At 71.0% G+C, this 21,799-nt stretch carries 19 protein-coding genes, 2 tRNA genes and 1 riboswitch; of the genes, 10 read left to right on the forward strand and 11 right to left on the reverse strand.

What is annotated here, in order from left to right; translation table 11 throughout:
* Positions 1 to 272 precede the first annotated feature (272 nt).
* Complete coding sequence (locus DEJ25_RS15570) at positions 273 to 1,277, forward strand: aldo/keto reductase family protein (protein ID WP_111045262.1); 1,005 nt, start codon at positions 273 to 275, stop codon at positions 1,275 to 1,277.
* 97 nt (positions 1,278 to 1,374) lie between these two features.
* Here the strand turns inward: DEJ25_RS15570 and treZ are convergent, their stop codons facing one another.
* Genes treZ through glgX form a run of 3 tightly spaced genes read right to left on the reverse strand, consistent with a single transcriptional unit; the run spans position 1,375 to position 8,056 of the window.
* Positions 1,375 to 3,129 carry a malto-oligosyltrehalose trehalohydrolase gene (treZ, locus tag DEJ25_RS15575; protein WP_110905062.1) on the reverse strand — a complete coding sequence of 585 codons (1,755 nt, stop codon included), beginning with the start codon at positions 3,127 to 3,129 and terminating at the stop codon, positions 1,375 to 1,377.
* Positions 3,126 to 5,654, reverse strand: coding sequence for a malto-oligosyltrehalose synthase (gene treY / locus DEJ25_RS15580; protein ID WP_111045263.1), 2,529 nt, complete (start codon positions 5,652 to 5,654; stop codon positions 3,126 to 3,128). The genes treZ and treY overlap by 4 nt, the downstream gene beginning before the upstream one ends.
* Entirely contained in the window at positions 5,651 to 8,056 is a 2,406-nt protein-coding gene (gene glgX / locus DEJ25_RS15585) for a glycogen debranching protein GlgX (RefSeq protein ID WP_258366119.1), read from the reverse strand. Before glgX ends, treY begins: the two co-directional genes overlap by 4 nt.
* Positions 8,057 to 8,269: 213 nt before the next feature.
* Between glgX and DEJ25_RS15590 the strand changes: the two genes are divergently transcribed.
* The 5 genes from DEJ25_RS15590 to DEJ25_RS15615 all read left to right on the forward strand — a co-directional run bounded on the left by DEJ25_RS15590 (position 8,270) and on the right by DEJ25_RS15615 (position 12,769).
* Positions 8,270 to 8,599, forward strand: coding sequence for a hypothetical protein (locus DEJ25_RS15590; RefSeq protein WP_110905060.1), 330 nt, complete (start codon positions 8,270 to 8,272; stop codon positions 8,597 to 8,599).
* 64 nt (positions 8,600 to 8,663) lie between these two features.
* A riboswitch (TPP riboswitch) is annotated at positions 8,664 to 8,774 on the forward strand.
* Entirely contained in the window at positions 8,769 to 9,416 is a 648-nt protein-coding gene (locus DEJ25_RS15595) for an ECF transporter S component (protein ID WP_110905070.1), read from the forward strand. It overlaps the preceding riboswitch by 6 nt.
* The gene (locus DEJ25_RS17180; RefSeq protein ID WP_309146923.1) at positions 9,413 to 11,365 is read left to right on the forward strand and encodes an ATP-binding cassette domain-containing protein; all 1,953 of its coding nucleotides are present in this window, start codon (positions 9,413 to 9,415) and stop codon (positions 11,363 to 11,365) included. Before DEJ25_RS15595 ends, DEJ25_RS17180 begins: the two co-directional genes overlap by 4 nt.
* 83 nt (positions 11,366 to 11,448) lie before the next feature.
* Positions 11,449 to 12,168: an energy-coupling factor transporter transmembrane protein EcfT gene (locus DEJ25_RS15610; protein ID WP_258366533.1), complete on the forward strand. Its 720-nt coding sequence runs from the start codon at positions 11,449 to 11,451 to the stop codon at positions 12,166 to 12,168.
* The gene (locus DEJ25_RS15615; RefSeq protein WP_258366117.1) at positions 12,161 to 12,769 is read left to right on the forward strand and encodes an ATP-binding protein; all 609 of its coding nucleotides are present in this window, start codon (positions 12,161 to 12,163) and stop codon (positions 12,767 to 12,769) included. Before DEJ25_RS15610 ends, DEJ25_RS15615 begins: the two co-directional genes overlap by 8 nt.
* A gap of 8 nt (positions 12,770 to 12,777) precedes the next feature.
* Here the strand turns inward: DEJ25_RS15615 and DEJ25_RS15620 are convergent, their stop codons facing one another.
* The 5 genes from DEJ25_RS15620 to DEJ25_RS15640 form a co-directional block, all read right to left on the reverse strand.
* Positions 12,778 to 13,122 carry a metallopeptidase family protein gene (locus DEJ25_RS15620; RefSeq protein ID WP_110905059.1) on the reverse strand — a complete coding sequence of 115 codons (345 nt, stop codon included), beginning with the start codon at positions 13,120 to 13,122 and terminating at the stop codon, positions 12,778 to 12,780.
* Between the two features lie 125 nt (positions 13,123 to 13,247).
* Positions 13,248 to 13,323: transfer RNA gene (locus tag DEJ25_RS15625), tRNA-His, on the reverse strand.
* A 73-nt stretch (positions 13,324 to 13,396) separates the two neighbouring features.
* On the reverse strand, positions 13,397 to 14,071 hold the full coding sequence (gene orn / locus DEJ25_RS15630; protein WP_111045264.1) for an oligoribonuclease: 675 nt from the start codon (positions 14,069 to 14,071) through the stop codon (positions 13,397 to 13,399).
* An 874-nt stretch (positions 14,072 to 14,945) separates the two neighbouring features.
* Positions 14,946 to 16,205, reverse strand: a complete 1,260-nt coding sequence (locus DEJ25_RS15635) for an MFS transporter (RefSeq protein WP_111045265.1) — start codon at positions 16,203 to 16,205, stop codon at positions 14,946 to 14,948.
* Positions 16,202 to 16,636 carry a MarR family winged helix-turn-helix transcriptional regulator gene (locus DEJ25_RS15640; protein ID WP_110905055.1) on the reverse strand — a complete coding sequence of 145 codons (435 nt, stop codon included), beginning with the start codon at positions 16,634 to 16,636 and terminating at the stop codon, positions 16,202 to 16,204. The genes DEJ25_RS15635 and DEJ25_RS15640 overlap by 4 nt, the downstream gene beginning before the upstream one ends.
* Positions 16,637 to 16,765: 129 nt before the next feature.
* Here DEJ25_RS15640 and DEJ25_RS15645 point away from each other — a divergent pair, with 129 nt between their 5' ends.
* Both DEJ25_RS15645 and DEJ25_RS15650 read left to right on the forward strand, forming a co-directional pair.
* Positions 16,766 to 17,056: a hypothetical protein gene (locus tag DEJ25_RS15645; RefSeq protein ID WP_110905054.1), complete on the forward strand. Its 291-nt coding sequence runs from the start codon at positions 16,766 to 16,768 to the stop codon at positions 17,054 to 17,056.
* Between the two features lie 95 nt (positions 17,057 to 17,151).
* On the forward strand, positions 17,152 to 17,415 hold the full coding sequence (locus DEJ25_RS15650; RefSeq protein ID WP_110905066.1) for a thioredoxin family protein: 264 nt from the start codon (positions 17,152 to 17,154) through the stop codon (positions 17,413 to 17,415).
* Here the strand turns inward: DEJ25_RS15650 and DEJ25_RS15655 are convergent.
* Genes DEJ25_RS15655 through DEJ25_RS15665 form a run of 3 tightly spaced genes read right to left on the reverse strand, consistent with a single transcriptional unit; the run spans position 17,356 to position 20,599 of the window.
* The gene (locus DEJ25_RS15655; protein ID WP_146240710.1) at positions 17,356 to 18,786 is read right to left on the reverse strand and encodes a DUF6716 putative glycosyltransferase; all 1,431 of its coding nucleotides are present in this window, start codon (positions 18,784 to 18,786) and stop codon (positions 17,356 to 17,358) included. The genes DEJ25_RS15650 and DEJ25_RS15655 overlap by 60 nt on opposite strands.
* Positions 18,783 to 19,661 carry an N-acetylneuraminate synthase family protein gene (locus DEJ25_RS15660; protein ID WP_111045267.1) on the reverse strand — a complete coding sequence of 293 codons (879 nt, stop codon included), beginning with the start codon at positions 19,659 to 19,661 and terminating at the stop codon, positions 18,783 to 18,785. The genes DEJ25_RS15655 and DEJ25_RS15660 overlap by 4 nt, the downstream gene beginning before the upstream one ends.
* Entirely contained in the window at positions 19,658 to 20,599 is a 942-nt protein-coding gene (locus tag DEJ25_RS15665) for a cytidylyltransferase domain-containing protein (RefSeq protein WP_258366534.1), read from the reverse strand. Before DEJ25_RS15665 ends, DEJ25_RS15660 begins: the two co-directional genes overlap by 4 nt.
* A gap of 536 nt (positions 20,600 to 21,135) precedes the next feature.
* On the opposite strand from DEJ25_RS15665, the gene DEJ25_RS15670 reads away from it, so the two are divergent.
* Positions 21,136 to 21,696 (forward strand): AAA family ATPase, encoded by a 561-nt coding sequence (locus DEJ25_RS15670; protein WP_111045268.1) that lies wholly within the window; start codon positions 21,136 to 21,138, stop codon positions 21,694 to 21,696.
* Positions 21,697 to 21,710: 14 nt separating this feature from the next.
* Positions 21,711 to 21,783, forward strand: a tRNA-Arg gene (locus tag DEJ25_RS15675).
* Positions 21,784 to 21,799 lie beyond the last annotated feature (16 nt).

The raw sequence follows: 21,799 nt of genomic DNA on the forward strand, positions 1-21,799 counted from the left end.
ATCGGGCAGAACGCCGGGGCAGCCCATGCCGCACAACCGTGGTTCCGCCCGCTCGCGGGGAGGGCGCCACCGGGGGCCTGACATTTCGCTCGCTCGCGCCGCCCGCTCGCGCCGCCCGCTCGCGCCGCTCGCTCGCGCCACCCGCTCGTGCTGGCGCCGGGTCAGCGCGCGACCGAGGGACAAACGGAGGAACGGAGGAGCGGAGGAGCCGACTGCACACAGGTACTGCCACGGCCTCCCGCGTGCGCGCTCACTCCAGTAGCGTCGGACCCATGGAATTCAGGTACCTGGGCAACTCCGGACTCAAGATCTCCGAGATCACCTACGGCAACTGGCTGACGCACGGCTCGCAGGTCGAGAACGACGTCGCCACACAGTGCGTGCGGGCAGCGCTCGACGCTGGCATCACCACGTTCGACACCGCGGACACCTACGCCAACACGGCAGCAGAGACCGTTCTCGGCGAAGCACTCAAGGGTGAGCGTCGTCAGTCCCTCGAGGTCTTCACGAAGGTCTACTGGCCGACCGGCCCGATGGGGCACAACGACGTCGGCCTCAGCCGCAAGCACATCATGGAGTCCATCAACGGCTCGCTCGAGCGTCTGCAGACCGATTACGTCGACCTGTACCAGGCCCACCGCTACGACTACGAGACCCCGCTCGAAGAGACCATGCAGGCCTTCGCGGACGTGGTGCGTCAGGGCAAGGCGCTGTACATCGGCGTCAGCGAGTGGTCCGCCGAGCAGATCCGTGCCGGTGCTGCCCTCGCGAAGGAACTCGGCTTCCAGCTCATCTCGAACCAGCCGCAGTACTCGATGCTGTGGCGCGTCATCGAGGGCGAGGTCGTCCCCGCGTCGAAGCAGCTCGGTCTGTCGCAGATCGTGTTCTCGCCGATCGCGCAGGGCGTCCTCACCGGCAAGTACAAGCCGGGCCAGCCGCTGCCGCAGGGCTCCCGCGCCACGGACGAGAAGGGCGGCGCGGACATGATCAAGCGGTACATGCGCGACGAGGTCCTCGAGGCCGTCCAGCGTCTCCAGCCGGTCGCTGACGAGGCCGGGCTCACCCTTGCCCAGCTCGCCGTCGCCTGGACCCTGCAGAACGAGAACGTCGCCTCGGCGATCGTCGGTGCCTCGCGTCCGTCACAGGTCGAGGACAACGTGAAGGCAGCAGGCGTGAAGCTCGACGCCGACACGATGGCGCGCATCGACGAGGCCCTCGGGGACATCCCGGAGCGCGACGCCTCGAAGAACGTCTCTCCGACGCAGCGTCCCGCCTGAGCGGAACGCGCCGCGTGACGAACGGGAGGCCCGGTACCAGCTGGTACCGGGCCTCCCGTCCGTCACGGGGCTGAGCTGGGTCAGCCGGCTGAACTGGTCAGCGCACCACCACGAGCCCTCGGCCCGTGAAACGGACGCCGTCGGTGTCGAAGTCGGCGTCGCCGAAGCTGAACAGCACCTCGCCGGTGGCACCGACGAGCGGAACCTCCGCAGGGTCGTCGGACAGGTTGACGACGACGTGGACCGGTGCTGCCGTCGGGCCGAGCAGCCCGCGGGTCAGCACGAGCCATCGCTCGTCCTCGCTGAAGCGGACGGCGTTCGCCTCGTAGCGGTGGTCGACGAACGCCTCGTCGGTGCGCCGGAGGGCGACGAGCACCCGGTAGGCGTTGAGGATTCGTGCTCCACGCTCGGACTCGACGTCAGACCAGTCGAGCTTGGAGTTGGTGAACGTCGTCGGGTCCTGCGGGTCGGGGACCGTGGACTCGTCCCAACCGTGCTCGGCGAACTCCTTGATCCGGCCCTCGGCGGTGACCTTGCCGAGTTCCGGCTCCGGGTGCGAGGTGAAGAACTGCCACGGGGTCGTGGCGGCGAACTCCTCACCCATGAAGAGCATCGGGGTGAACGGGCCGAGCAGCGTGAGCGCTGCGGCGATGACGAGACCTTCGTCCGACACGGTTGCGGCGAGACGGTCACCGGCGGCGCGGTTGCCGATCTGGTCGTGGTTCTGGTTCGCCACGACGAGGGCGGTCGTCGGCGACGTGCCGCGGTCGATCGGCCGACCGTGACGCTTGCCGCGGAAGGACGACCAGGTTCCGTCGTGGAAGAAACCCTGGTCGAGCACCTTCGCCAGGGCGGTCAGCGGGGCGAAGTCGGCGTAGTAGCCGTTCGTCTCCCCGGTGACGGCGACGTGCACGGCGTGGTGGAAGTCGTCCGACCACTGGCCGGCGAGCCCGTAGCCGGAGGCTTCGCGCGGGCGGAACATGATCGGGTCGTTGAGGTCCGATTCCGCGATGAGTGACAGCGGCTTGCTGGTGAACGCCGAGAACGCGTCGGTCTCGCTGGCCATCTCGGCGAGGATGTGCGGTCGCGTCGTGTCACGGATCGCGTGCACGGCGTCGAGTCGCAGACCGTCGACGTGGTGGTCGCGGAACCACATCCGGACGTTGTCCAGGACGTACCGGCGGACCTCGGGCTCTTCGACGTTGACGGAGTCGCCCCAGGTGTTGGCCAGCCCCTGCACGAGGTACGGGCCGTAGAGCGGCAGGTAGTTCCCGCTCGGACCGAGGTGGTTGTAGACGACGTCCTGGATGACGCCGAGACCGAGGGCGTGGGCGCGGTCGACGAAGCGGTCGTAGGCATCCGGGCCGCCGTAGGGAGCGTGCACGGCGTACCACGCGACCCCGTCGTAACCCCAGTTCCACTCACCGTTGACGCCGTTCACGGGCAGCAGCTCGACGAACTCGACCCCGAGCTCGACCAGGTGCTCGAGCTTGGCGGCAGCGGCGTCGAGGGTGCCCTCTGGCGTGTAAGTGCCGACGTGCATCTCGTAGATGACACCGCCCCGCACCGGTCGACCGGTCCAGGCGTCGTCCGTCCAAGCGAAGCGTGCCGGGTCGACGACCTCGGACGGCCCGTGGACGCCCTCGGGCTGGAAGCGGCTGCGCGGATCGGGCCGGACGGACTCATCCTCGTCGATGCGGAAGCCGTACCGGGCTCCGACGACGGGGAGGACCTCGTCGGTCGTCCACCAGCCGTCGTCCCCGCGGGTGAGCGGGAACTCGGTGCCGTCGACGACGAGGCGGACGTTCTCGGGCTCGGGGGCCCAGACGCCGTAGCGGTCGGGACTGGTCATGCGTGACCCTCCAGGATCTCGACCTCGGCCTGCGCGTCGGTCTCGTTGTCTTCGGTGCTGCTGGTGGTGGTGTTCGCGGCGGTGGGGTTCGTGCTGTCGGACGTGCTCGTGTCCGTGGCGTCATGACCACCGCCGTCGACGACGTCCGCGGGCACCAGCAGTGCGACGGGGAAGTCGGTGAGGATCTCGTCGAGCAGGAGGTCCCGGTCAGCCGGGAAATGCCTCCCGGTCAGCAGGTCCACGCGCTCCACCGGCACGACGTGCAGGAGCGTGTCCGCCCATCCGCCGACGGTCTGGAGGCCCAGGGGCAGTCTCGTGGCCACCGTCACGACCCCGCCGCGGTCGAAGGCGACCACGTGGTCCGCTGCGGGGCCGGTGGCGTCGAGCGGGACGTACCGGGTGAACAGCTCCGGGTGGTCGCGACGGACGCGGAGTGCGCGGCTCGTGACGAGGGTCTTCGCGGCGGCGCCCAGGTCGATGCCGGGCAACGCGTCGGGGCCGTCGTCGTCGGCACCGTCGAGCGAGGCGAGGACGTGCCGCCGTTCGGCGTAGTCCACGGGCCGACGGTTGTCCGGGTCGACGAGCGAGCGGTCCCAGGCCTCGGTGCCCTGGTAGACGTCCGGGACGCCGGGCGCCGTGAGCTGCAGGATCTTCGCCCCGAGACCGTTGGACCAGCCGGCGGCGTCGATCCGCTCGTCGATCGCGTCGAGCTCGGCGACCACCGCGGGGTCGTCGAAGGCGGCGTCGACGATCGCGTGCATCTGCTGCTCGAACGACTCGTTCGGCTCGGTCCACGTCGTGCTGTTGCCGGCCTCTCGCGACGCCTTCTCGGCGTAGGCGTGCAGACGCTCGCGTGAGGCCGGGCGGGCCCCGACGATCGCCTGCCAGAGCAGGTTGGCGAACACCCCGTCCTCGAGCGGAGCGAGCGCGTTGAGACGGTCGAACGTCGCCGTCCACTCCTCGCCGAGTTCAGCGAGGACAGCGATGCGAGCACGGGTGTCCTCGCTGCGCTTCGTGTCGTGCGTCGTCAGGGTCGTCATGGCATGCGGCCAGCTGGCGAGACGTTCGCGCTGTGCGGCGTGGAACTCGTCGAGGGTGACCGAGAACACGCTCGGGTCGCCGCCGACCTCGCTCAGGGACGACAGGCGCGAGGTCCGGTAGAACGCGGTGTCCTCGACGCCCTTGGCCATCACCATGCCGCTGGTCTGTTGGAGGCGGATCGCGGCGGCGTTGTCCGCATCGCACAGTGCCGGTGCGATGCGGTCGATGACGTCGGCCAGGTCGGGGCGGGCTTCCGCCGCGACCTCGAGTGCCTCGATCAAGTGGTGGATGCCCTCCGGCAGGTAGGTGCGGTAGACCTCGAAGCTCGCCACGATCTCTGCGACAGCATCGACGATCCGGTCCTCGGAGACGGATCCAGAGGCGGACACGGAGGTGGCATCGCCCTGCACGGCCGGGTCGACGACCAGGAGGCGTGCCAAGCGTCGGACCTCACTGTTCAGGATGCCGTCGGCGATCCCACGACGGGTCCGGTGCGTCAGGTCCTGCCACGACACGTGCTCGCCGCGCAACCGGTCCTCGAGCGCCGTGAGGGGCGCTTCGCCGGCGGGGTCGACGAACACCCGGTCGATGAACCCGAGGGCGTCGTAGCCGGTCGTCCCGTCCACCGGCCAGGACGAGGGCAGCAGTTCGCCCGGCTCGAGGATCTTCTCCACCAGCGTGTACGCACCGCCCGTCAGGTCGGCGAGGTCGTCGAGGTACCCCGCCGGGTCGTAGAGGCCGTCCGGGTGGTCGATGCGCAGACCGTCGACCAGGCCGTCGCGGAACCAGGAGCCGATGACCCCATGCGAAGCGGCGAACACCTCGGGCTCCTCCACACGGATCGCGGCGAGCGTGTTGACCGCGAAGAACCGTCTGTAGTTCAGCTCGGAGTCGGCGCGCTTCCAGTGGACGAACTCGTAGTGCTGTCGGGCGTGCACGGTCTCGACGTCGTCACCGTCGTGCACGGTGCCGGGAGCCGTCGGGTACTCGGTCTCACCGACGAGCAGCCGCGGGGCCTTGCCGTCCGGGCTCCCGGCGTCGAGGGTGACTGCATCGAGCAACCGGTCGTCGAGCACGGGGATGCGGATCCGTCCCGAGCCGGCGGCCCAGTCGATGTCGAACGCCCAGGCCACGGGGGACTCCTGGCCGTGCTCGAGGAGCGACCACCACCACGGGTTCACGGCCGGGGTCGCGACGCCGACGTGGTTCGGGACGACGTCGACGAGGACGCCGAGTCCCGCGGCGTGTGCTGCCTCGGCGAGGGCGCGGAGCGCGTCGTCGCCGCCACGCTCGGTGTCGACGTGCGTGTGGTCGACGACGTCGTACCCGTGACCGGAGCCGGGCTCCGCCTGCAGCACGGGGGAGAGGTAGAGCCAGTCGGCACCGAGGTCGCGGACGTAGTCGACGACGTCCTGCGCGGCCCTCAGGTCGAACTCGGCGGTGACCTGGAGACGGTATGTGGAGGTCGGGTTTCGGCGGGTCATTCGGTGTCCCCAATGGTGTCGTGATCGGTCTGGGTACGGGGGACGGCGGGTGCGTCGCCGTCGGGCGAGAGGGCCCCGGGAGCCGGGGCGTCGCTGGGCGCAGCTGCGGTGTCATCGATGTCGGGGCGGGCGGACACGGACGTCGGCGCCGTCGCGTCCGGCGCCGTGTCGGCCCCGGATCCGGTCGTCCCGACCGCGCTCGGCGCGGCCGATCCGGCCGGGTTCGTCGGGGTGGCTGCTGGGTGCTCCGGCTCGTCCTCGTGCGCCGTGTCGACCGGGGTGCGCTGGATCTCGTGCTCGGGCTCGGCACGGAGGACGATCATCGAGCGGGCGGGGACGTCGAGCGCGTCCCCGGCTTCGAGGACCTCGTCCCGCGCTCCGGGTTCAGCGGTGTCGATGCGGACGGTCCACCCGGGCGAGTACTCCTCCGGGGGGAGCGTGAAGGTCACGACACCGTCGTGCGCGTTGAAGTACGTCAGGAAGGCCACGTCGGTGATGCGCTCCCCGCGGGCGTCACGTCCGCGGATGCCCTCGCCGTTCAGGTACATCCCGACGCTCTTGCCGAAGCCGGAGTCCCACTCTTCGGGCTGCATGGCGTCGCCGGCCGGGGTCAGCCAGACCACGTCGGGCAACGGTTCGCCCTCACCACGGCGCACCGGTCGACCGTTGAAGTACCGGGTCCGTCGGAAGGTCGGGTGGTCGTGCCGGAGCTTCACGACGTCAGCGGTGAACTGGATGAGCTCGTCGTCGGCGGTCGCCCAGTCGATCCAGCTCAGTTCGGAGTCCTGCGCGTAGACGTTGTTGTTGCCCTGCTGCGTGCGGCCGAGTTCGTCGCCATGGGCGATCATCGGCACACCCTGACTCAGCAGGAGCGTGGCGATGAAGTTGCGGCGGCGCTGCAGTCGGAGTGCGGTGACCTCCGGGTCGTCCGTGGGGCCTTCGATGCCGGAGTTCCACGAGCGGTTGTGGCTCTCGCCGTCGTTGTTGTCCTCACCGTTGGCGTCGTTGTGCTTCTCGTTGTAGGCCACCAGGTCGTACAGCGTGAAGCCGTCGTGGGCGGTGATGAAGTTGATGCTCGCCTTGGGCGTGCGGCCGTCGTGCTCGTACAGGTCGGCGGATCCCGAGATGCGCGATGCGAACTCGCCGAGGGTGGACGGCTCGCCCCGCCAGAAGTCGCGCACGGTGTCGCGGTACTTGCCGTTCCACTCCGACCACTGCGGCGGGAAGTTGCCCACCTGGTAGCCGCCGGGGCCGACGTCCCACGGCTCGGCGATGAGCTTCACCTGCGACACGATCGGGTCCTGCTGCACCAGTTCGAAGAAGGCGGAGAGCCGGTCGACCTCGTAGAACTCCCGGGCCAGGGCTGCGGCGAGGTCGAAGCGGAAGCCGTCGACGTGCATCTCGGTCACCCAGTAGCGGAGGGAGTCCATGATCAGCTGCAGCGAGTGCGGGTGCCCGACGTTGAGCGAGTTGCCGGTGCCCGTCACGTCCATGTAGTACCGCTTGTCGTCGTCCATCAGGCGGTAGTACGCCGCGTTGTCGAGACCGCGGAAGGACAGCGTCGGGCCGAGGTGGTTGCCCTCGGCGGTGTGGTTGTAGACGACGTCGATGACGACCTCTATACCGGCACGGTGCAGTTCGCGCACCATCGTCTTGAACTCCTGCACCTGCTGCCCGCCGTCGCCCGAGGACGAGTAGTGCGAGTGCGGCGCGAAGAACCCGATGGTGTTGTAGCCCCAGTAGTTCGACAGCCCCTTGTCCTGCAGCGTCGAGTCGTTCACGAACTGGTGCACCGGCATGAGCTCGAGCGTCGTCACGCCCAAGCGCTTGAGGTGCTCGATGACGGCCGGGTGTGAGACGCCAGCGTAGGTACCGCGCTGCTCTTCGGGTACGTCGGGGTGCGTCTCGGTGAGGCCCTTGACGTGCGCCTCGTAGATGACGGTCTCGCCGTACGGGATGCGGGGTGCGCGGTCGCCCTGCCAGTCGAAGAACGGGTTGATGACCACGCCCTTGACCATGTGGGAAGCCGAGTCTTCGTCGTTCGTCGAGTCCGGGTCGCCGAACGTGTACGAGAAGAGGGACTGGTCCCAGTCGATGTCGCCGCTCGTCGCCTTCGCGTACGGGTCGAGGAGGAGCTTCGCCGGGTTCGAGCGGACGCCGTTCGTCGGGTCGTACGGGGCGTGGACGCGGAAGCCGTACTCCTGGCCCGGGCCGACGGTGGGCAGGTAGGCGTGCCACACGTGGGCGTCGACCTCGACGAGTCGGACCCGTTCTTCGGTCCCGTCGGCATCGAACAGGCAGAGCTCGACCCCTTCGGCGACCTCGCTGAACACAGCGAAGTTCGTGCCGCTGCCGTCGTAGGTCGCGCCGAGCGGGTAGGGGTTGCCGGGCCAGGTGTGCAAACGTGCCTCCAGAAGAGATGAACTGGGCCAACGTATCGGCGGGCCCCTGTGATGTCCGGGCCCGAGACGCGCACTGTGGAGCGTTGCGGCCCTCCACAAGCGTTGGTCGGACAGGCCTGCTCAGTCCTGCACAGGACGGACGTCGAGTCGAACTCCTCCACAGTTCGTCACGGCCCGTCCGCCAGCCAGTGCGCGCGGAGTAGCGTCGCCGCCATGACCAACATCGTCACGCAGATCGCAGACAAGGTGCGGCCCGTCGGCGTCGCCTCCAACTACGGCGACCCGGTGGACGTCGGGGACAGCACCCTGATCCCCGTCTCCGTCAACTGGTACGGCTTCGGCGGCGGCTCGGACGCCGACGAAGACGGGGCCGGTGGTGGCGGCGGCGGTGCCGTTTCGCTCCCCGTCGGCGCCTACGTCCGTCGTCCCGGACAGGACCTCGCCTTCGAGCCGAACGTCATCTCGCTCCTCACGATCAGCATCCCGGTGATCTGGGTCGCCGGCAAGGTGCTCGTCAAGCTCATCCGCGCGCTCAAGAAGTGACCACCTGACGGACAGGAGGCTCGTGGTGACGGACCACGGGCCTCCTGTCCGATGGGTACACTGCTGGGACACACACGGGAGTCCGCCAGAGCGGGCTGAGAGGGAGCGAACCGCGCTCCGACCGTCGAACCTGATCCGGATCATGCCGGCGCAGGGAGGAGTCATCGCGATGTCCACTGGCGCACCTACCGAAACGTCCATCGAACGCCCCGTCTCGAAGCGCTCGCTCCGCTGGCGTGTCGTCGACATCGTCGTCGCCGCGGTCCTCGCGGTCGCGGTCGGCGTCGTCTTCAAGCTCTGGGACTTCGCCTACGAGCCGATCGGCGCGGGTCTCGGCCTGGTCCTCCCGGGTTCGCAGGCACTGGTCGGCGGCGTCTGGCTGCTCGCCGGACCGCTCGTCGCCATCGTCGTCCGCAAGCCGGGTGCAGCGCTCTTCGGCGAGATCGTCGCCGCATCGGTCGAGGCCATGCTCGGCACGCAGTGGGGCTGGGGGACACTGCTCTCCGGGTTGGTCCAGGGCGTCGGCGCCGAGATCGTCCTCGCGCTGTTCCTCTACCGGGTGTGGAAGCTGCCCGTGGTCATGCTCGCCGGAGCCGCGACCGGTCTCGCGCTCGGCCTGAACGACGCGTTCCGGTACTACGCGGGAGCGACCGCCTCGTTCCAGGTGACGTACGTGATCTGCGCGATCATCTCCGGCGTGGTGATCGCGGGCATCGGGTCCTGGCTGCTCGTCCGCGCACTCGCCCGGACCGGGGTGCTCTCCTCCTTCGCGGCCGGACGGGAGCACGGGCGCCGGCCACGATCCTCCGCAGCGTGACGACCGACGCGGGATCCGGCGCGTCGTCGGTGGCCCGTCCGGCGCACCTCGTGTTCCAGGGCTGGGGATGGCGGTACCCCGAGCGGCAGACCTGGGCCGTCCGGAACGTCGACCTCGACATCCTCCCGGGCGAGCGCGTCGCCGTCGTCGGTCCGTCCGGCGCCGGCAAGTCGACACTCCTCCGTGCTGCGGCCGGTGTCCTCGCCGACGACCCCGACGACGGCGACGACACCGCGGCCTCGGTCGAGGGTGTCGTCCTGATCGACGGTGCCGACCCGCGGACCGTCCGAGGACGCGTCGGCCTCGTCATGCAGGACCCCGAAGCGCACACGGTGATGTCGCGGGTCGGCGACGACGTCGCGTTCGGCTGCGAGAACCTCGGCGTCCCACGCCACGAGATCTGGCCGCGGGTGCAGCACGCGCTCGACATCGTCGGGCTCGACCTCCCGCTCGGCCGGTCCACCACGCAGCTCTCCGGTGGGCAACGGCAGCGGCTCGCGCTCGCCGGGGTGCTCGCGATGCGTCCGGGCGCCCTCGTGCTCGACGAACCCAGCGCCAACCTCGACCCCGCGGGCGTCGGCCAGGTGCACGACGCTGTCCGGGCGCTCCTCGACGACACCGGAGCGACGATGCTCGTGGTCGAGCACCGCATCGGCACGTGGCTCGACCTGGTCGACCGGCTCGTGTTGCTCGAGCCGGGGGGCGGAGTCGCCGCCGACGGCCCCCCCGACGTCGTGCTCGCTGCCCACGGGGACGCGCTCGAGCGCGGCGGGGTGTGGATCCCGGGGAGCGAACCCGCAGTCGGTTCGGCGCGGAGTGCACCCCGTGGCGGTGCGTCCTCCGGTGGAGCGTCGCGCGGAGTCGCCCTCCGCCGCGCTACGCGAGCGCGCGGAATGCCAGGGTCCGGCGATGCGGACGTCGGGGGATCTCGCCCGCTCGGCGGCGCGGGCGGGCCGGAAGCCGCACGGCCAGCGCGAGCGGGCGGAATGCCAGGGTCGGGCGACGCGGACGCCGGGGGATCTCGCCCGCTCGGCGCCGTGGGGGAGCCGGAAGCCCCACGTCCCGCGCGAGCGGGCGGAATGCCAGGGGACGCAGTCCCCGAGACCGTGGTGTTCCGCCCGCTCGGCGCGGGAGCGGCCGGACAGGAGGCCCACCCCACGACGGGCGGGACCGCACTGCTCCGCGCGCGCGGCCTGGCGACCAGTCGGAGCGCGAGCCGGAGCAGCAGACGACGCAGGCGCGGCTTCGACCAGGCGCTCCACGTTGGTCACGACATCGACCTCGAGGTCCGGAGCGGACGGGTGCTCGCTGTCACCGGGGCGAACGGCGTCGGCAAGAGCACCCTCGGGCTCACTCTCGCGGGGCTCCTCCGCCCCGCTGCCGGAACGCTGGAGGCCACCCCGGTCCTGGTCGGAACAGCGAGCCCGGCGCCGACCGGAACCGCCCCGACCGGAACGGCTCCGTACTCCTGGTCCAGCCGCGAGCTCGCCGCCCGGATCGGTACCGTCTTCCAGGACCCGGAACACCAGTTCATCGCGCGCTCCGTCCGCGAGGAACTCGTCGCCGGCCCGGCCGCGCTCGGGATGCCCGCTGCCGCGATCGACGAGCGGGTCATTGAACTGCTCGACAGGTTCCGGCTCGACCACCTGGGCGACGCGAACCCCTTCACGCTCTCCGGCGGTGAGCAACGGCGGCTCGCGATCGCAGCGGTGATCGCGACACGCCCGCCGGTCCTCGTGCTCGACGAACCGACCTCCGGCCAGGACCGAGCCACCTGGAGTGCCGTGGTCGAGCAGCTCGGCGCCCTCGCCGATGCCGGGACCGCCGTCGTCGTGGTGACACACGATCGAGATCTCGTCCGAGCGCTCGACGCTGACGAGGTCGTCCTCCACGCGGACGGCCTGATCCCGGCAGCGCCGGTCGTCACTTCCACGGGGGAACCACGGTGACCGCCCCGTCGACCGCACTGAGTGGTCGGACCGGTGCCGAGCCTCCCGTCCGTCCCGGGCGTGGTGTTGCCTCCGTGCAACCGGTGGCATCGCTGCTCGGGGTGATCGCACTGGGTGTCGTGCTGGTCCTCAGCCTCGACCTGGTGTCCGCGACGGTCGCGCTGCTGCTCGAACTCGCGCTCCTGCCGTTGCTCCGCATCCCCGTCCGCACCCTCCTCCTGCGCACGTCCCCGGTCCTGGTCGCTGTCCCGTTGACCGGCGTGAGCATCGCCCTGTACGGGCAGCCGTCCGGGCGTGTCTGGTTCGACTTGGCCTTCGCGCACGTCACCGACGGGTCGTTGCAGCTGGCGCTCGCGACGGTGTTGCGTGTCCTCGCCGTCGGCGTGCCGGGCATCGTCCTGTTCATCAGGACGGACGTCACGGACCTGGCGGACGGGCTCGCGCAGATCCTCCACCTTCCGGCTCGGTTCGTCCTCGGTGCCCTGGCCGCTGTCCGCATGATGACCCTGCTCGGCGACGACTGGCGGCAGCTCGCGATGGCACGGCGCGCCCGGGGTGTCGCGGACAGTGGTCGCATGCGTCGCGGCCTGTCGATGGCATTCGGGTTGCTCGTGGTCGCGTTGCGTCGAGCGACAACGCTCGCGGTGGCCATGGAGTCCCGCGGATTCGGTGCGCCCGGCAGACGCACCTGGGCACGTCCAGTCCGGTTCGCCGGTCCCGAGTGGGCGATGGTGGCGGTCCTGGTCGGCATCGGCGCGTTCGCGGTCGTCGCTGCCCTCCTCGCGGGCACCTGGCGTGCCTGACGTCGACGCACCGGCTGCGTCGGGAGCGGACGCCGACGGCCTGGAGGCCCGGATCGCCTCGACGGGGGCGCTCGCTTCCCGCGCGCGGTCGGCCTTCCGGACGGCACGGAACGCCCCCTCCCGGACGGCTCGGAACGACCGTCTCGTGGTCCTCGTGGACGGACGCTCGGGGACCGGCAAGACGACGCTCGGGAACGCTCTCGCGGCGGAACTCGACGCGACCATCGTCCATCTGGACGATGTCTACCCGGGGTGGGACGGCCTCCAGGCTGCTGCCGACAGCGTCGTTCGGGACGTGCTCGGGGCCCCCTCCGGGTACCGGCGGTGGGACTGGGCGACTTCTGCGCCTGCGGACTGGGTTCCGGTGGACCCCGCCGCGCCGATCGTCATCGAAGGGTGCGGGGCGTTGTCCCGCGCGTCGGCACCGCTGGCGACCTTCCGAGTGTGGTTGACCGCGGAGGAGGGCGAGCGTCGTCGCCGCGCACTCGACCGGGACGGCGAGACGTTCGCGCGGCAGTGGGAACGGTGGGCCCGGCAGGAGGAGGCGTTCATCGCTGCCGAGATGCCGCAGACCCTCGCCGACGAGGTGCTCCGGTCGTAGGGACGGTGCTACGCCCAGCCGAGTTCGTGCAGCCGTTCGTCGTCGATGCCGTAGAAGTGACCGATCTCGTGCACGAGCGTGGTGTGCACCTCGTCTTTGAGGTCCTCCAGGGTGTCGCACTCGAGCAGGTGTTGCTTGCGGAACACGACGATCCGGTCCGGGAGCTCCCCGAAGCCGTACTGGCCGCGCTCGGTCTGGGCGACGCCGTCGTAGACGCCGAACAGGTCGGAGCCGTCTTCGGGCTCGTCCTCGACCACGAAGACGACATTGTCGAGCCCGTCGACCATGTCGTCGGGCAGGAGGTCGAGCTCGTCGGTCACGAGCTGTTCGAAGGCCTCGGTCGACATCTCCATCACGGGAGGATCGTGGCACAGCTGCCCGGACGTGTCCTGGTCGGCGTGGACACGCCGGCACGACCCTCCACACGACGTCCGCACGACGAAGGCCCCCGTCCTGCGGACGGGGGCCTTCGCGGAACTGGGGTGAGTAACGGGGCTTGAACCCGCGACCTCCTGGACCACAACCAGGCGCTCTACCAGCTGAGCTATACCCACCATGAGTCAATCCGGCGAGCCGGAGCAACCACTCGATTGTAGTACATCCGGACGCCTGCCCGGACCACCGTCGCTACTCGCCGGCCTGCGGGGTCGGCTCCGGCTGCGGTTCGGCGCTGGACTGCGGGGCCAGGCGCGACTCCCACTTCGCCACGACCTCGGCCGCGACGGCCTTCACGTCGTCGCTCGCCGGGCCCGGCTCCGGGGTGAAGCCGGCGCGGCGGTAGTACTCGAGCTCACGGATCGACTCGAGGATGTCGGCGAGGGCGCGGTGCCCCCCGTGCTTCTCGGGCGAGTTGTAGTACACGCGCGGGAACCAGCGACGGCAGAGTTCCTTGATGCTCGAGACGTCGACGCTCCGGTAGTGCAGGTGGTTGTCGATCCGCGGCATGTACTTCGCCAGGAACGCGCGGTCCGTGCCGATCGTGTTGCCGGCCAGGGGAGCGGACCCCTCGGTCGGGACGTGGGCGAGGATGTACTCGAGGACCTGGTACTCGGCGTCCGCGAGGGACACACCGTTCGGGATCTCGTCGATGAGGCCCGACGTCGTGTGCATCTTCGTGACGAAGTCGTTCATGTTGTCGAGTGCCGACTGGTCCGGCTTGATGACGATGTCGAACCCGGGGTGCACGGGGTTGAGGTCGAAGTCCGTGATGACCACAGCGACCTCCACGAGCTCGTCGACCTCGACGTCGAGGCCCGTCATCTCACAGTCGATCCAGACGAGGCGGTCATTCGCGGCAGACATACCGCGATCCTACTTCCGTGCGCCGACGCCCCGGGCTCCCTGCGGACCGGAGGTCCGGCAGCCGGCGGCGAGTGGTCGGACGAACGCACGCGCGGGCGGTCGGGCGGGGCAGCGAGCCGGGGGCGAGCGGGAAGCCGCGAGCCGGGATGCCGATGAGGGAGCGGGCGAGCGCGAGCGGGCGGAGTGCCGGCGTGGTGTCGCCGGCACGACTGGTCTTCTGCCCGCTCGCGGCCGTGGTGTCGCCACGGGAGGCCCGCAACCGGCTCGCGGGACCGCTGCCGGCCTCCCGTCCGGGTCGGCGAGGTTGAGCAGGCGGATTCCCCCGTCATCTTCTGCTGGAGCCCGTGGTGTTCCGCCCGCTCGCCGGCCAGCACCTCCCTTCCGCTCGCCGGCCAGCAGCTCCCTTCCGATCGCCACGCGGCGTGCCGCAGGAGGTCCGTCTCGCTCGTCACCTGACCGCGAACGGGAGGAATCCCACCGGACCGACGCGCGGCACCCTGGTGTTCCGCCCACTCGCGGGGTGGACGAGCGAGCCTCGCCGGACGGGAGGCCCCGCTCCAGTCCGCAGGTCGCGTCACGCGCCTCCCGACCACGGCGCCACCGCGAGTGGGCGGGATCCCACGTGGCTGGCGCGTCACGCCCTGGCATTCCGCCCGCTCACGCGCTGCGAGCGGCATGCGCGAGCCGAGGCCGCTCACACCTCACCCCGACCGGTAGCCGCGAGCGGAGCCCGCCCGCGCGCCCCGACCGACAGCCGCGCGAGCGCCAGCAACGAGAGCAGCCAGCACGAGAGCAGCCAGCAACGCGAGCAGCCCGCCACCGACACCGATGGCCTGGCCCGCACCGCGGACCCGGCCATCGTCGGCAGCAGGAACTACGCCATCTCGCCGGCCGAGATCGCCTCGGCTTCGACGCGCTCGGGCTCCTCCCCGTCGTCCACGCGCCGCAGCACCTTCGTGGTGAGCACGACGACCAGGAACGCGACCGCGACGGACACCCCCGCGAAGACGTAGGCGGCACTCGGCGAGTACGCGTCGGCGAGCAGCGTCGCGACGGGCGGGGCGATGGCGCCACCGATGAAGCGGACCGCAGAGTACGCGCTCGACGCGACGGAGCGGGGCAGGTCGGTCGCCTCCATGACGCATTCGGTGAGCACGGTGTTGAGGACACCGAGCACGAGTCCGCCGATGACGACGCAGACGATCAGCCCGGCCGACGACCGGACGACGACGGCTGCGGCGAACAGGTCGAGTGCGAGCAGCGGCAGCGCGAGCTTGAGGACGCTGGTGCGCCGCATCCGCGCCGTGAGCATCGGGGCGACCCACACCGAGGTGATGGCGAGTCCGACGCCCCAGCCGAAGAACGTGAACCCGATGCCGAGCGCCCCGAAGCCGAGTGGGAACGGCGTGTAGGCGAGGAGCACGAAGAAGCCGATGTTGTAGAAGAGGGCGGTCGCGGCGAGGGCGGCCAGAGCCGGTCGGCCGAGGGCACGGAACGGCGCGGAGAGCTTCGTCGGGGTGGGCTTCTCGAGCGAGCCGGACTTCAGCAACGCCAGGATCGCGATGAACGCGACGGCCATCAGCGTGGTGACGCCGAAGAACGGTCCGCGCCAGCTGACGGATCCGAGCAGGCCGCCGACGAGGGGGCCGACCGCGATGCCGAGGCCGAGCGCGGCCTCGTACAGGATGATCGCCGACGCGGTCCCGCCCGACGCTGCGCCGACGATCGTGGCCAGCGCGGTCGAGATGAAGAGCGCGTTGCCGAGGCCCCAGCCGGCGCGGAAGCCGATGATCGTCCAGACGTCGTTCGACACGGCGGCGAGGACCGAGAACAGCACGATGAGGGCGAGGCCGATCATCAGGGTCTTCTTCGCGCCGATGCGGCTGGACACCCAGCTGGTGAAGAACATCGCGATGCCGGTGACGGCGAGGTAGCTGGTGAAGAGCAGCTCGGTCTGCGCGGGCGTGGCGCGGAGCGACTCGGCGATGGCGGGGAGGATCGGGTCGACGAGGCCGATGCCCATGAAGGCGACGACGCAGGCGAACGCGATGGCCCACACCGCGGAGGACTGCTTCAGGATCGAACCGGACGAGCCGGCGGTGCCGGACTGGCCGGCGGGTGCGTGCGCGTTCACGCGGTGGTCTCCGTTCTGGTCCTCGCTGCGATGAGGGCCGATGCTTCGTGCAGGATGTCCCAGTCGTCGTCGGTGAGGTCCTCGAAGAGGGGGCCGACGGTGCTGGTGAGTGCGGCTCGCCACGCGACGAGTCGCTCGCGGCCGGCGTCGGTGATCTCGATGAGCTGGCCGCGCGAGTCGTCGGGGTCGACGGTCCGCGAGACGAGTCCGTCGGCGGTCATTCCGGCGACCAGGCGGGTCATGGTCGGCTGGGACACCCGCGACGCCTTGGCGAGTTCGCCGAGTCGCAGGGACTCCTCGGTCTCGAGGATCCCGAGGGTCCGCCAGACGGCGGTGGACGTGGTGTGCCCGGTGGCCTGGAGCGCGGACCGGATGAGCCGGTTGACGGAGACGAGGAGGGTCTCGATGGTCTGTTCCCGCGTTCGTTCCATAGCCGGACTATATAGCACGGCTATGGATTCGGCAAGGAGGCCCGACACACCTCCGCCGAGCTGCTCCTGTCCGCCGGGCGCTCACGATGCGCTGGACGGCGGTGCCCCCTGTCCTGGTAGAAGGGACCCATGACCGACATCACCATCCACGAGGGCGACGAGTTCACCGCCATCTTCCACGAGGGCCCCTTCGACGGGACCACGGACACCCGCACCGCCACGAGCGACGCGCTGGACGACGAGGTGACGGTGTTCGCGGACGTCGAGGGCCTCCAGACCGCCTTCACCTACAAGGCCACCGGCTCCCGTCAGGTCCTCGACCAGATCTCGGTCGACTACACCTTCGCGCCGGACGAGTCCGACCCGGTCGACGACCTGCAGGACCGCGGCGACCGCTCCGGCGAGTTCGACCGCGAGTAGCAGCCGTCGATGGTGCCCCCGGTCGTCTTGGACGGCCGGGGGCACTGTCGTCCCGATCGGGAGTGCCCGGGTCGCGGCTGACGTTGCACGACACCATGCAGGTCGATCTCTGGACGTCCGCGTTCTGCGCGCCGTGTGCCGCTGCCCGGCGCGTCGTCGGTGACGCCGCCCGACTCGTGCCGGGCCTCGTCGTCACCGAACGGGACGTCGCGAGCGACCCCGAGCGCGTCGAGGAGCTCGGGATCCGATCGACCCCGACCGTCCTGGTCAGGAAGGACGACGGGTCCGAGGTCTTCCGCTCAGCGGGCGTCCCGACCCGCGACCAGTTCCTCGTCGCGGTCGCGAAGGCGCTCGACTGACACCGTCGTGACGGGGGCCGGGACCGTCGTCGTCGCCGGACGCAGCGCCGATCGGAGCGCCCGCCACGACCGCTTCACCGCTCGGATCGGTGTCCCTATCAGCGCCGCCGCCCGGCCGGTCACCGACCGGTCGTGGTCGCCGAGTGCGTTCCGCCGCTCCCAGGCCCGCCGCAACGCGCCGCCGCGACTCCGCCGAGCTGCGGGTCGGTCGACGAGCAGTCCGGCGTCGCGGAGGCGCATCGACTCCTCGGCACGGTCCGCCCAGTCGTCATCCGATGCCGGGTGGAAGTAGTTGTCCGTCATCCAGTCCGGGCGGACCGTCCCGAACCGGCCGTGCACCAGGTCGTCGGCCGTACCCTCGAGCCCGCTGCCGACGAAGGCCTCGTTGATGAGGGAGCGGGACGTGCCGAAGTCCGTCAGCGTCAGCGCCGGCACTCCTCGGGCAGCGGCTTCGAGGACCGCGGTCGAGCTGATCGTCACGAGCGCCACCGCCCGGTCGAGGTGCGCGGACATCGGACCGGCCTCGACCACCAGGTTCGACGGGGCGTCGACGGGGACCAGGTCGGCGTAGGGGAAGGTCTCGCGGTGCGTCTGCTGCTCACCGGCCGCTGCGCGGGTCTTCACCACGACACGCCACTCCGGGTGTGCCCGAGCCGTGTCGACGAGCCATCCGATGACGCGGCGACGGTCCTCCTCCGCGACGGGCACGCTCGGCTGCGCGGCGAACACCACGGAGTCGCGGACCACCCCGGTGCGCGTCGAACCGACAGCCCGGGCGAACGGCAGCGTCGCGAGGGCGAACGACGGCTCCACCCCACCGGCGGTCGCCAGGGCCCGGTACTCCCGGACCTCGCGGTGGCTGTGCAGCACGAACAGGTCAGCGCGCGCCCGGAGGAACACGCCCTTCCACTTCGCCGGGAACGAGATGCCCGGCAGGCCGCTGAGCAGCACCGGCCGCGGCGGGACCGACCCTCGGGGGAACGACCGCAGCACCTGGTCGACGATGACCTCGGCCACCGGACCGATGCACGACACCAGGACCGCGTCCGGTGGGTCGGCCCGGAGGCGCGCCACCACCTCGTCCACGCCCACCGGCCCGGGAGGAGCCAGGTCGATCGGGCCGAGACGAGCATCGACGCCCCGGAACGCCGCCCGCAGTTGCGCCGGACTCGCCGACCGGGGCGTCGCCACCGTCAGCAGCTCCAGCGACCAGTGCGCCGGCGTCGCCGAGAGCAGGTGCGCGCCCCACTTCGCGAACGAGTCCGTGTCGACCAGGCCGACCACCCGTCGGCGGTGAGGCGGTGTGGTGGAGGGGTGGCGAGCCTCCCGGTCGTCACCGGTCCCGTCGGCGTCGTGCGCTGGAGCGCTCACGCACCCACCCGACGGAGCTTGGCGAGGGGGGCCTGCTCGCCGGGGAAGATGCGCTTGACGCCGTCGCCCATCGCGGTCTCGATGATGCGGATGTCCCGGACCAGCGTGCGGAGGCCGTGCGGCTCGAGCGACGCCGCGTGGTCCGAGCCCCACATGGTGCGGTCGAGCGTGATGTGGCGTTCGACGGCCGTCGCACCGAGCGCGACGGCCGCGAGGGAGATCTGGAGGCCCGGCTCGTGTCCCGAGTAGCCGACCGGCACGCCCGCGTAGGCGTACCGGGTGGCGAGGGTCTCGATCATGCGGAGGTTCGCCTCCTCGGCAGGGAGGGGGTACGTCGACGTCGCGTGCATGAGCACCAGACGCTCGGTGCCGAGCGTCGAGACGGCGCGGTCGATCTGCTCCAGCGTCGACATGCCGGTCGACAGGATCACCGGCTTGCCGGTCGCGGCGACGACGGCGAGCATCCCGAGGTCCGTCACCGACGCCGAAGCGATCTTGTACGCGACGACGTTGAGGTCCTCGAGGAACGCCACCGAGGGCTCGTCCCACGGCGACGCGAACCAGTCGAGGCCGCGGAGTGTCGCGTGGTCGCCGATCTCGATGTACTGGTCACGGTCGAACTCCACGCGGTAGCGGTAGTCCAGGTAGGTCATGTCGCCCCACGGGGTGCTGCGCGGCATCGACTTCATGTGCTCCGGCGTCGAGATCTCCGGCGTCCTCTTCTGGAACTTCACCGCCTGCATGCCGGCGTCTGCGGCGATGTCGATGAGCTGCTTGGCGATCTCGACGTCGCCGTTGTGGTTCAGGCCGATCTCGCCGACGAGGTACGCGGGGTTGCCCGCGCCGATGGTGGAGAGGCCGATGCGGACGCTCATGGTGCTCCGTTCTCCGCGGCGGAGGCCCGCGCGGGGTGGGGGTCGGTGGATGCGGGTGCGTGGGTTCTGTTGCGCGAGCGGGCGGGAACGTCGGGTGCGGCTGTTTCGGGGCGTGGCATCTCGCCCGCTCGCGCAGCGGCGGCGGGTGTGACCTCGGTCGCAGGCTCGGCACCGGCACCGGCACCGGCTTCGGCTCCGGCATCGGCCGCGGCTGTGACCTCTTCGGCTCCGGCATCGGCCGCGGCTGTGACCTCGAGGAGGGGAGCCAAGGCCGACGCGAGGGCCAGGTCATGCGGCTCGTCGATGTCGATCGCGGTCGAGGCCGGGACGACCACCAACTCGACGCGCCCGACGAAGCGGTGGCGGGCCTCCCGGAAGGCGACGACCCGTACGGCGTAGAACGCGCCGGTCTCGCGGTACTCCGGCGCGCGGTCCTGCCGGCGCGGGCGGGTGGCGGCGTCGTGGTTGACGGCGAGGGCCGAGCCGTCCTCGGCGACGCGCCAGAGGAACGCGTGCGAGGGAGCGGCTGCGAGGACCGAGTCGGCGGCACCATCGAGGACGCGAGCGACGGCCCGGTCGAGATCGGCGGGGTCGATGAAGGGCGACGTGGCCTGGAGGAAGAGGAGGACCTCCGGCGCGTCGTGCCCGGTCGCGACCGCGTCGAGGGCGTGCTGGAGCGCGGACTCCGACGAGGCCTGGTCTCCCGAGAGACCCTCCGGCCGCCGCACCACCCGCGCTCCGGCTGCGACTGCCTCGGTGGCGATCGCATCGCCGTCGGTGCTCACGATGACCTCGTCCACCGAGGTTGCGGCGAGTGCCGCCCTGACGGCGCGGGCGACGAGGGTGCGACCGGCGACCTGGCGGAGGTTCTTGCCGGGGATGCCCTTCGAGCCCGCTCTCGCCGGGATCACCGCGAGGACGCGGGGCGTGGAGCTCATGAGGGGAAACGTAGGGAGCAGCGATGACGCTGAGCGGAACGGCAGGGAGACGGCTGGCGAACCGTTCCGGAAGGGGGCCGCGCGGGCTGGCGGGGCGGCGATGCGAGCGGCGCTGGCGCGCGGGCGGGCGGAGTGGCGCGCGGGCGGGCGGAGTACCCGGGTCCGCCTGGGTGCGTCCCGGGTCTTCCGCCCGCTCGCCTCGGCGAGGGCGAGGGCGAGGGCGAGGGCGACGGGCGGAAGCGCGGGCGCAGGCAATGGACGGGGCGGGGCCGGGAGGCGCGTGGCGCGTGAGCGGGCGGAGTACCCGGGTCTGCCTGGGTGCGTCCAGGGTCTTCCGCCCGCCCGCCCGCTCGCCTTGGGCGAGGGCGAGGGCGAGGGCGAGGGCGAGGGTGAGGGCGCGGGGCGGGGCGAATGGGACGGTGCCGGGAGGTGCGTGGCGCGTGAGCGGGCGGAGTACCCGGGTCCGCCCGGATGGTCCCTGGTACTCCGCCCGCTCGCGCCGCGGGGCGGGCGGGGGCTTGTCCTATGGTGGAGAGATGCTCGACGCCGAAGACGTCCTCGATCCTCCGCCACGACGGGTCCTCGTGGCGGGGACGGCCGGCGTCGGCAAGACCACGACGGCGCGCCGGATCGCCCGGGCGATCGGCGCACCGCACACAAAGCTCGACGGGATGTACCACGGGCCCGGATGGACGGTGCTGCCGGACTTCGAAGCTCGGGTGGACGAGATGACCGCGACCCCGAGCTGGGTCTGCGAGTGGCAGTACCGAGGCGTGCGGCATCTGCTGGTCGAGCGTGCGGACACCCTGGTCTGGCTCGACCTGCCGAGGTCGGTGGCGTTCCTGCGCCTCCTCCGACGGACAGTCCGACGACGCCTGCACCGTACGGAGTTGTGGAACGGCAACGTCGAACCGCCGCTGTGGACGTTCTTCACCCGGAAGGAGCACATCCTCCGCTGGGGCATCGCGAAGCGGAACGAGATGCGGGAGCGGGTGCCTTCGCTGGCTGACGACGCTCCGCACCTGCGCATCGTGCGCCTGCGCTCGCAGCGGGAGGTCGAGCGGTTCGTCGGGCAGCTCAGCACGCGCACCGAATAAGATCGTCGGCGTCCGCCTCCGTAGCTCAGTGGATAGAGCAGGTGGTTTCTACCCACCGTGCCGCGGGTTCGATTCCTGCCGGGGGCACCGACGACGAAGGCCG

The sequence above is a fragment of the Curtobacterium sp. MCPF17_011 genome, assembly GCF_003234145.1.
Lineage (GTDB): Bacteria > Actinomycetota > Actinomycetes > Actinomycetales > Microbacteriaceae > Curtobacterium.

Excerpts from the sequence above, each read along its gene's own strand:
- DEJ25_RS15570 (WP_111045262.1), top strand. The coding sequence starts at position 273 with ATGGAATTCAGGTACCTGGGCAACTCCGGACTCAAGATCTCCGAGATC.
- treZ (WP_110905062.1), bottom strand. The coding sequence starts at position 3,129 with ATGACCAGTCCCGACCGCTACGGCGTCTGGGCCCCCGAGCCCGAGAAC.
- treY (WP_111045263.1), bottom strand. The coding sequence starts at position 5,654 with ATGACCCGCCGAAACCCGACCTCCACATACCGTCTCCAGGTCACCGCC.
- DEJ25_RS15590 (WP_110905060.1), top strand. The coding sequence starts at position 8,270 with ATGACCAACATCGTCACGCAGATCGCAGACAAGGTGCGGCCCGTCGGC.
- DEJ25_RS15595 (WP_110905070.1), top strand. The coding sequence starts at position 8,769 with ATGTCCACTGGCGCACCTACCGAAACGTCCATCGAACGCCCCGTCTCG.
- DEJ25_RS15620 (WP_110905059.1), bottom strand. The coding sequence starts at position 13,122 with ATGGAGATGTCGACCGAGGCCTTCGAACAGCTCGTGACCGACGAGCTC.
- orn (WP_111045264.1), bottom strand. The coding sequence starts at position 14,071 with ATGTCTGCCGCGAATGACCGCCTCGTCTGGATCGACTGTGAGATGACG.
- DEJ25_RS15640 (WP_110905055.1), bottom strand. The coding sequence starts at position 16,636 with ATGGAACGAACGCGGGAACAGACCATCGAGACCCTCCTCGTCTCCGTC.
- DEJ25_RS15645 (WP_110905054.1), top strand. The coding sequence starts at position 16,766 with ATGACCGACATCACCATCCACGAGGGCGACGAGTTCACCGCCATCTTC.
- DEJ25_RS15650 (WP_110905066.1), top strand. The coding sequence starts at position 17,152 with ATGCAGGTCGATCTCTGGACGTCCGCGTTCTGCGCGCCGTGTGCCGCT.
- DEJ25_RS15660 (WP_111045267.1), bottom strand. The coding sequence starts at position 19,661 with ATGAGCGTCCGCATCGGCCTCTCCACCATCGGCGCGGGCAACCCCGCG.
- DEJ25_RS15665 (WP_258366534.1), bottom strand. The coding sequence starts at position 20,599 with ATGAGCTCCACGCCCCGCGTCCTCGCGGTGATCCCGGCGAGAGCGGGC.
- DEJ25_RS15670 (WP_111045268.1), top strand. The coding sequence starts at position 21,136 with ATGCTCGACGCCGAAGACGTCCTCGATCCTCCGCCACGACGGGTCCTC.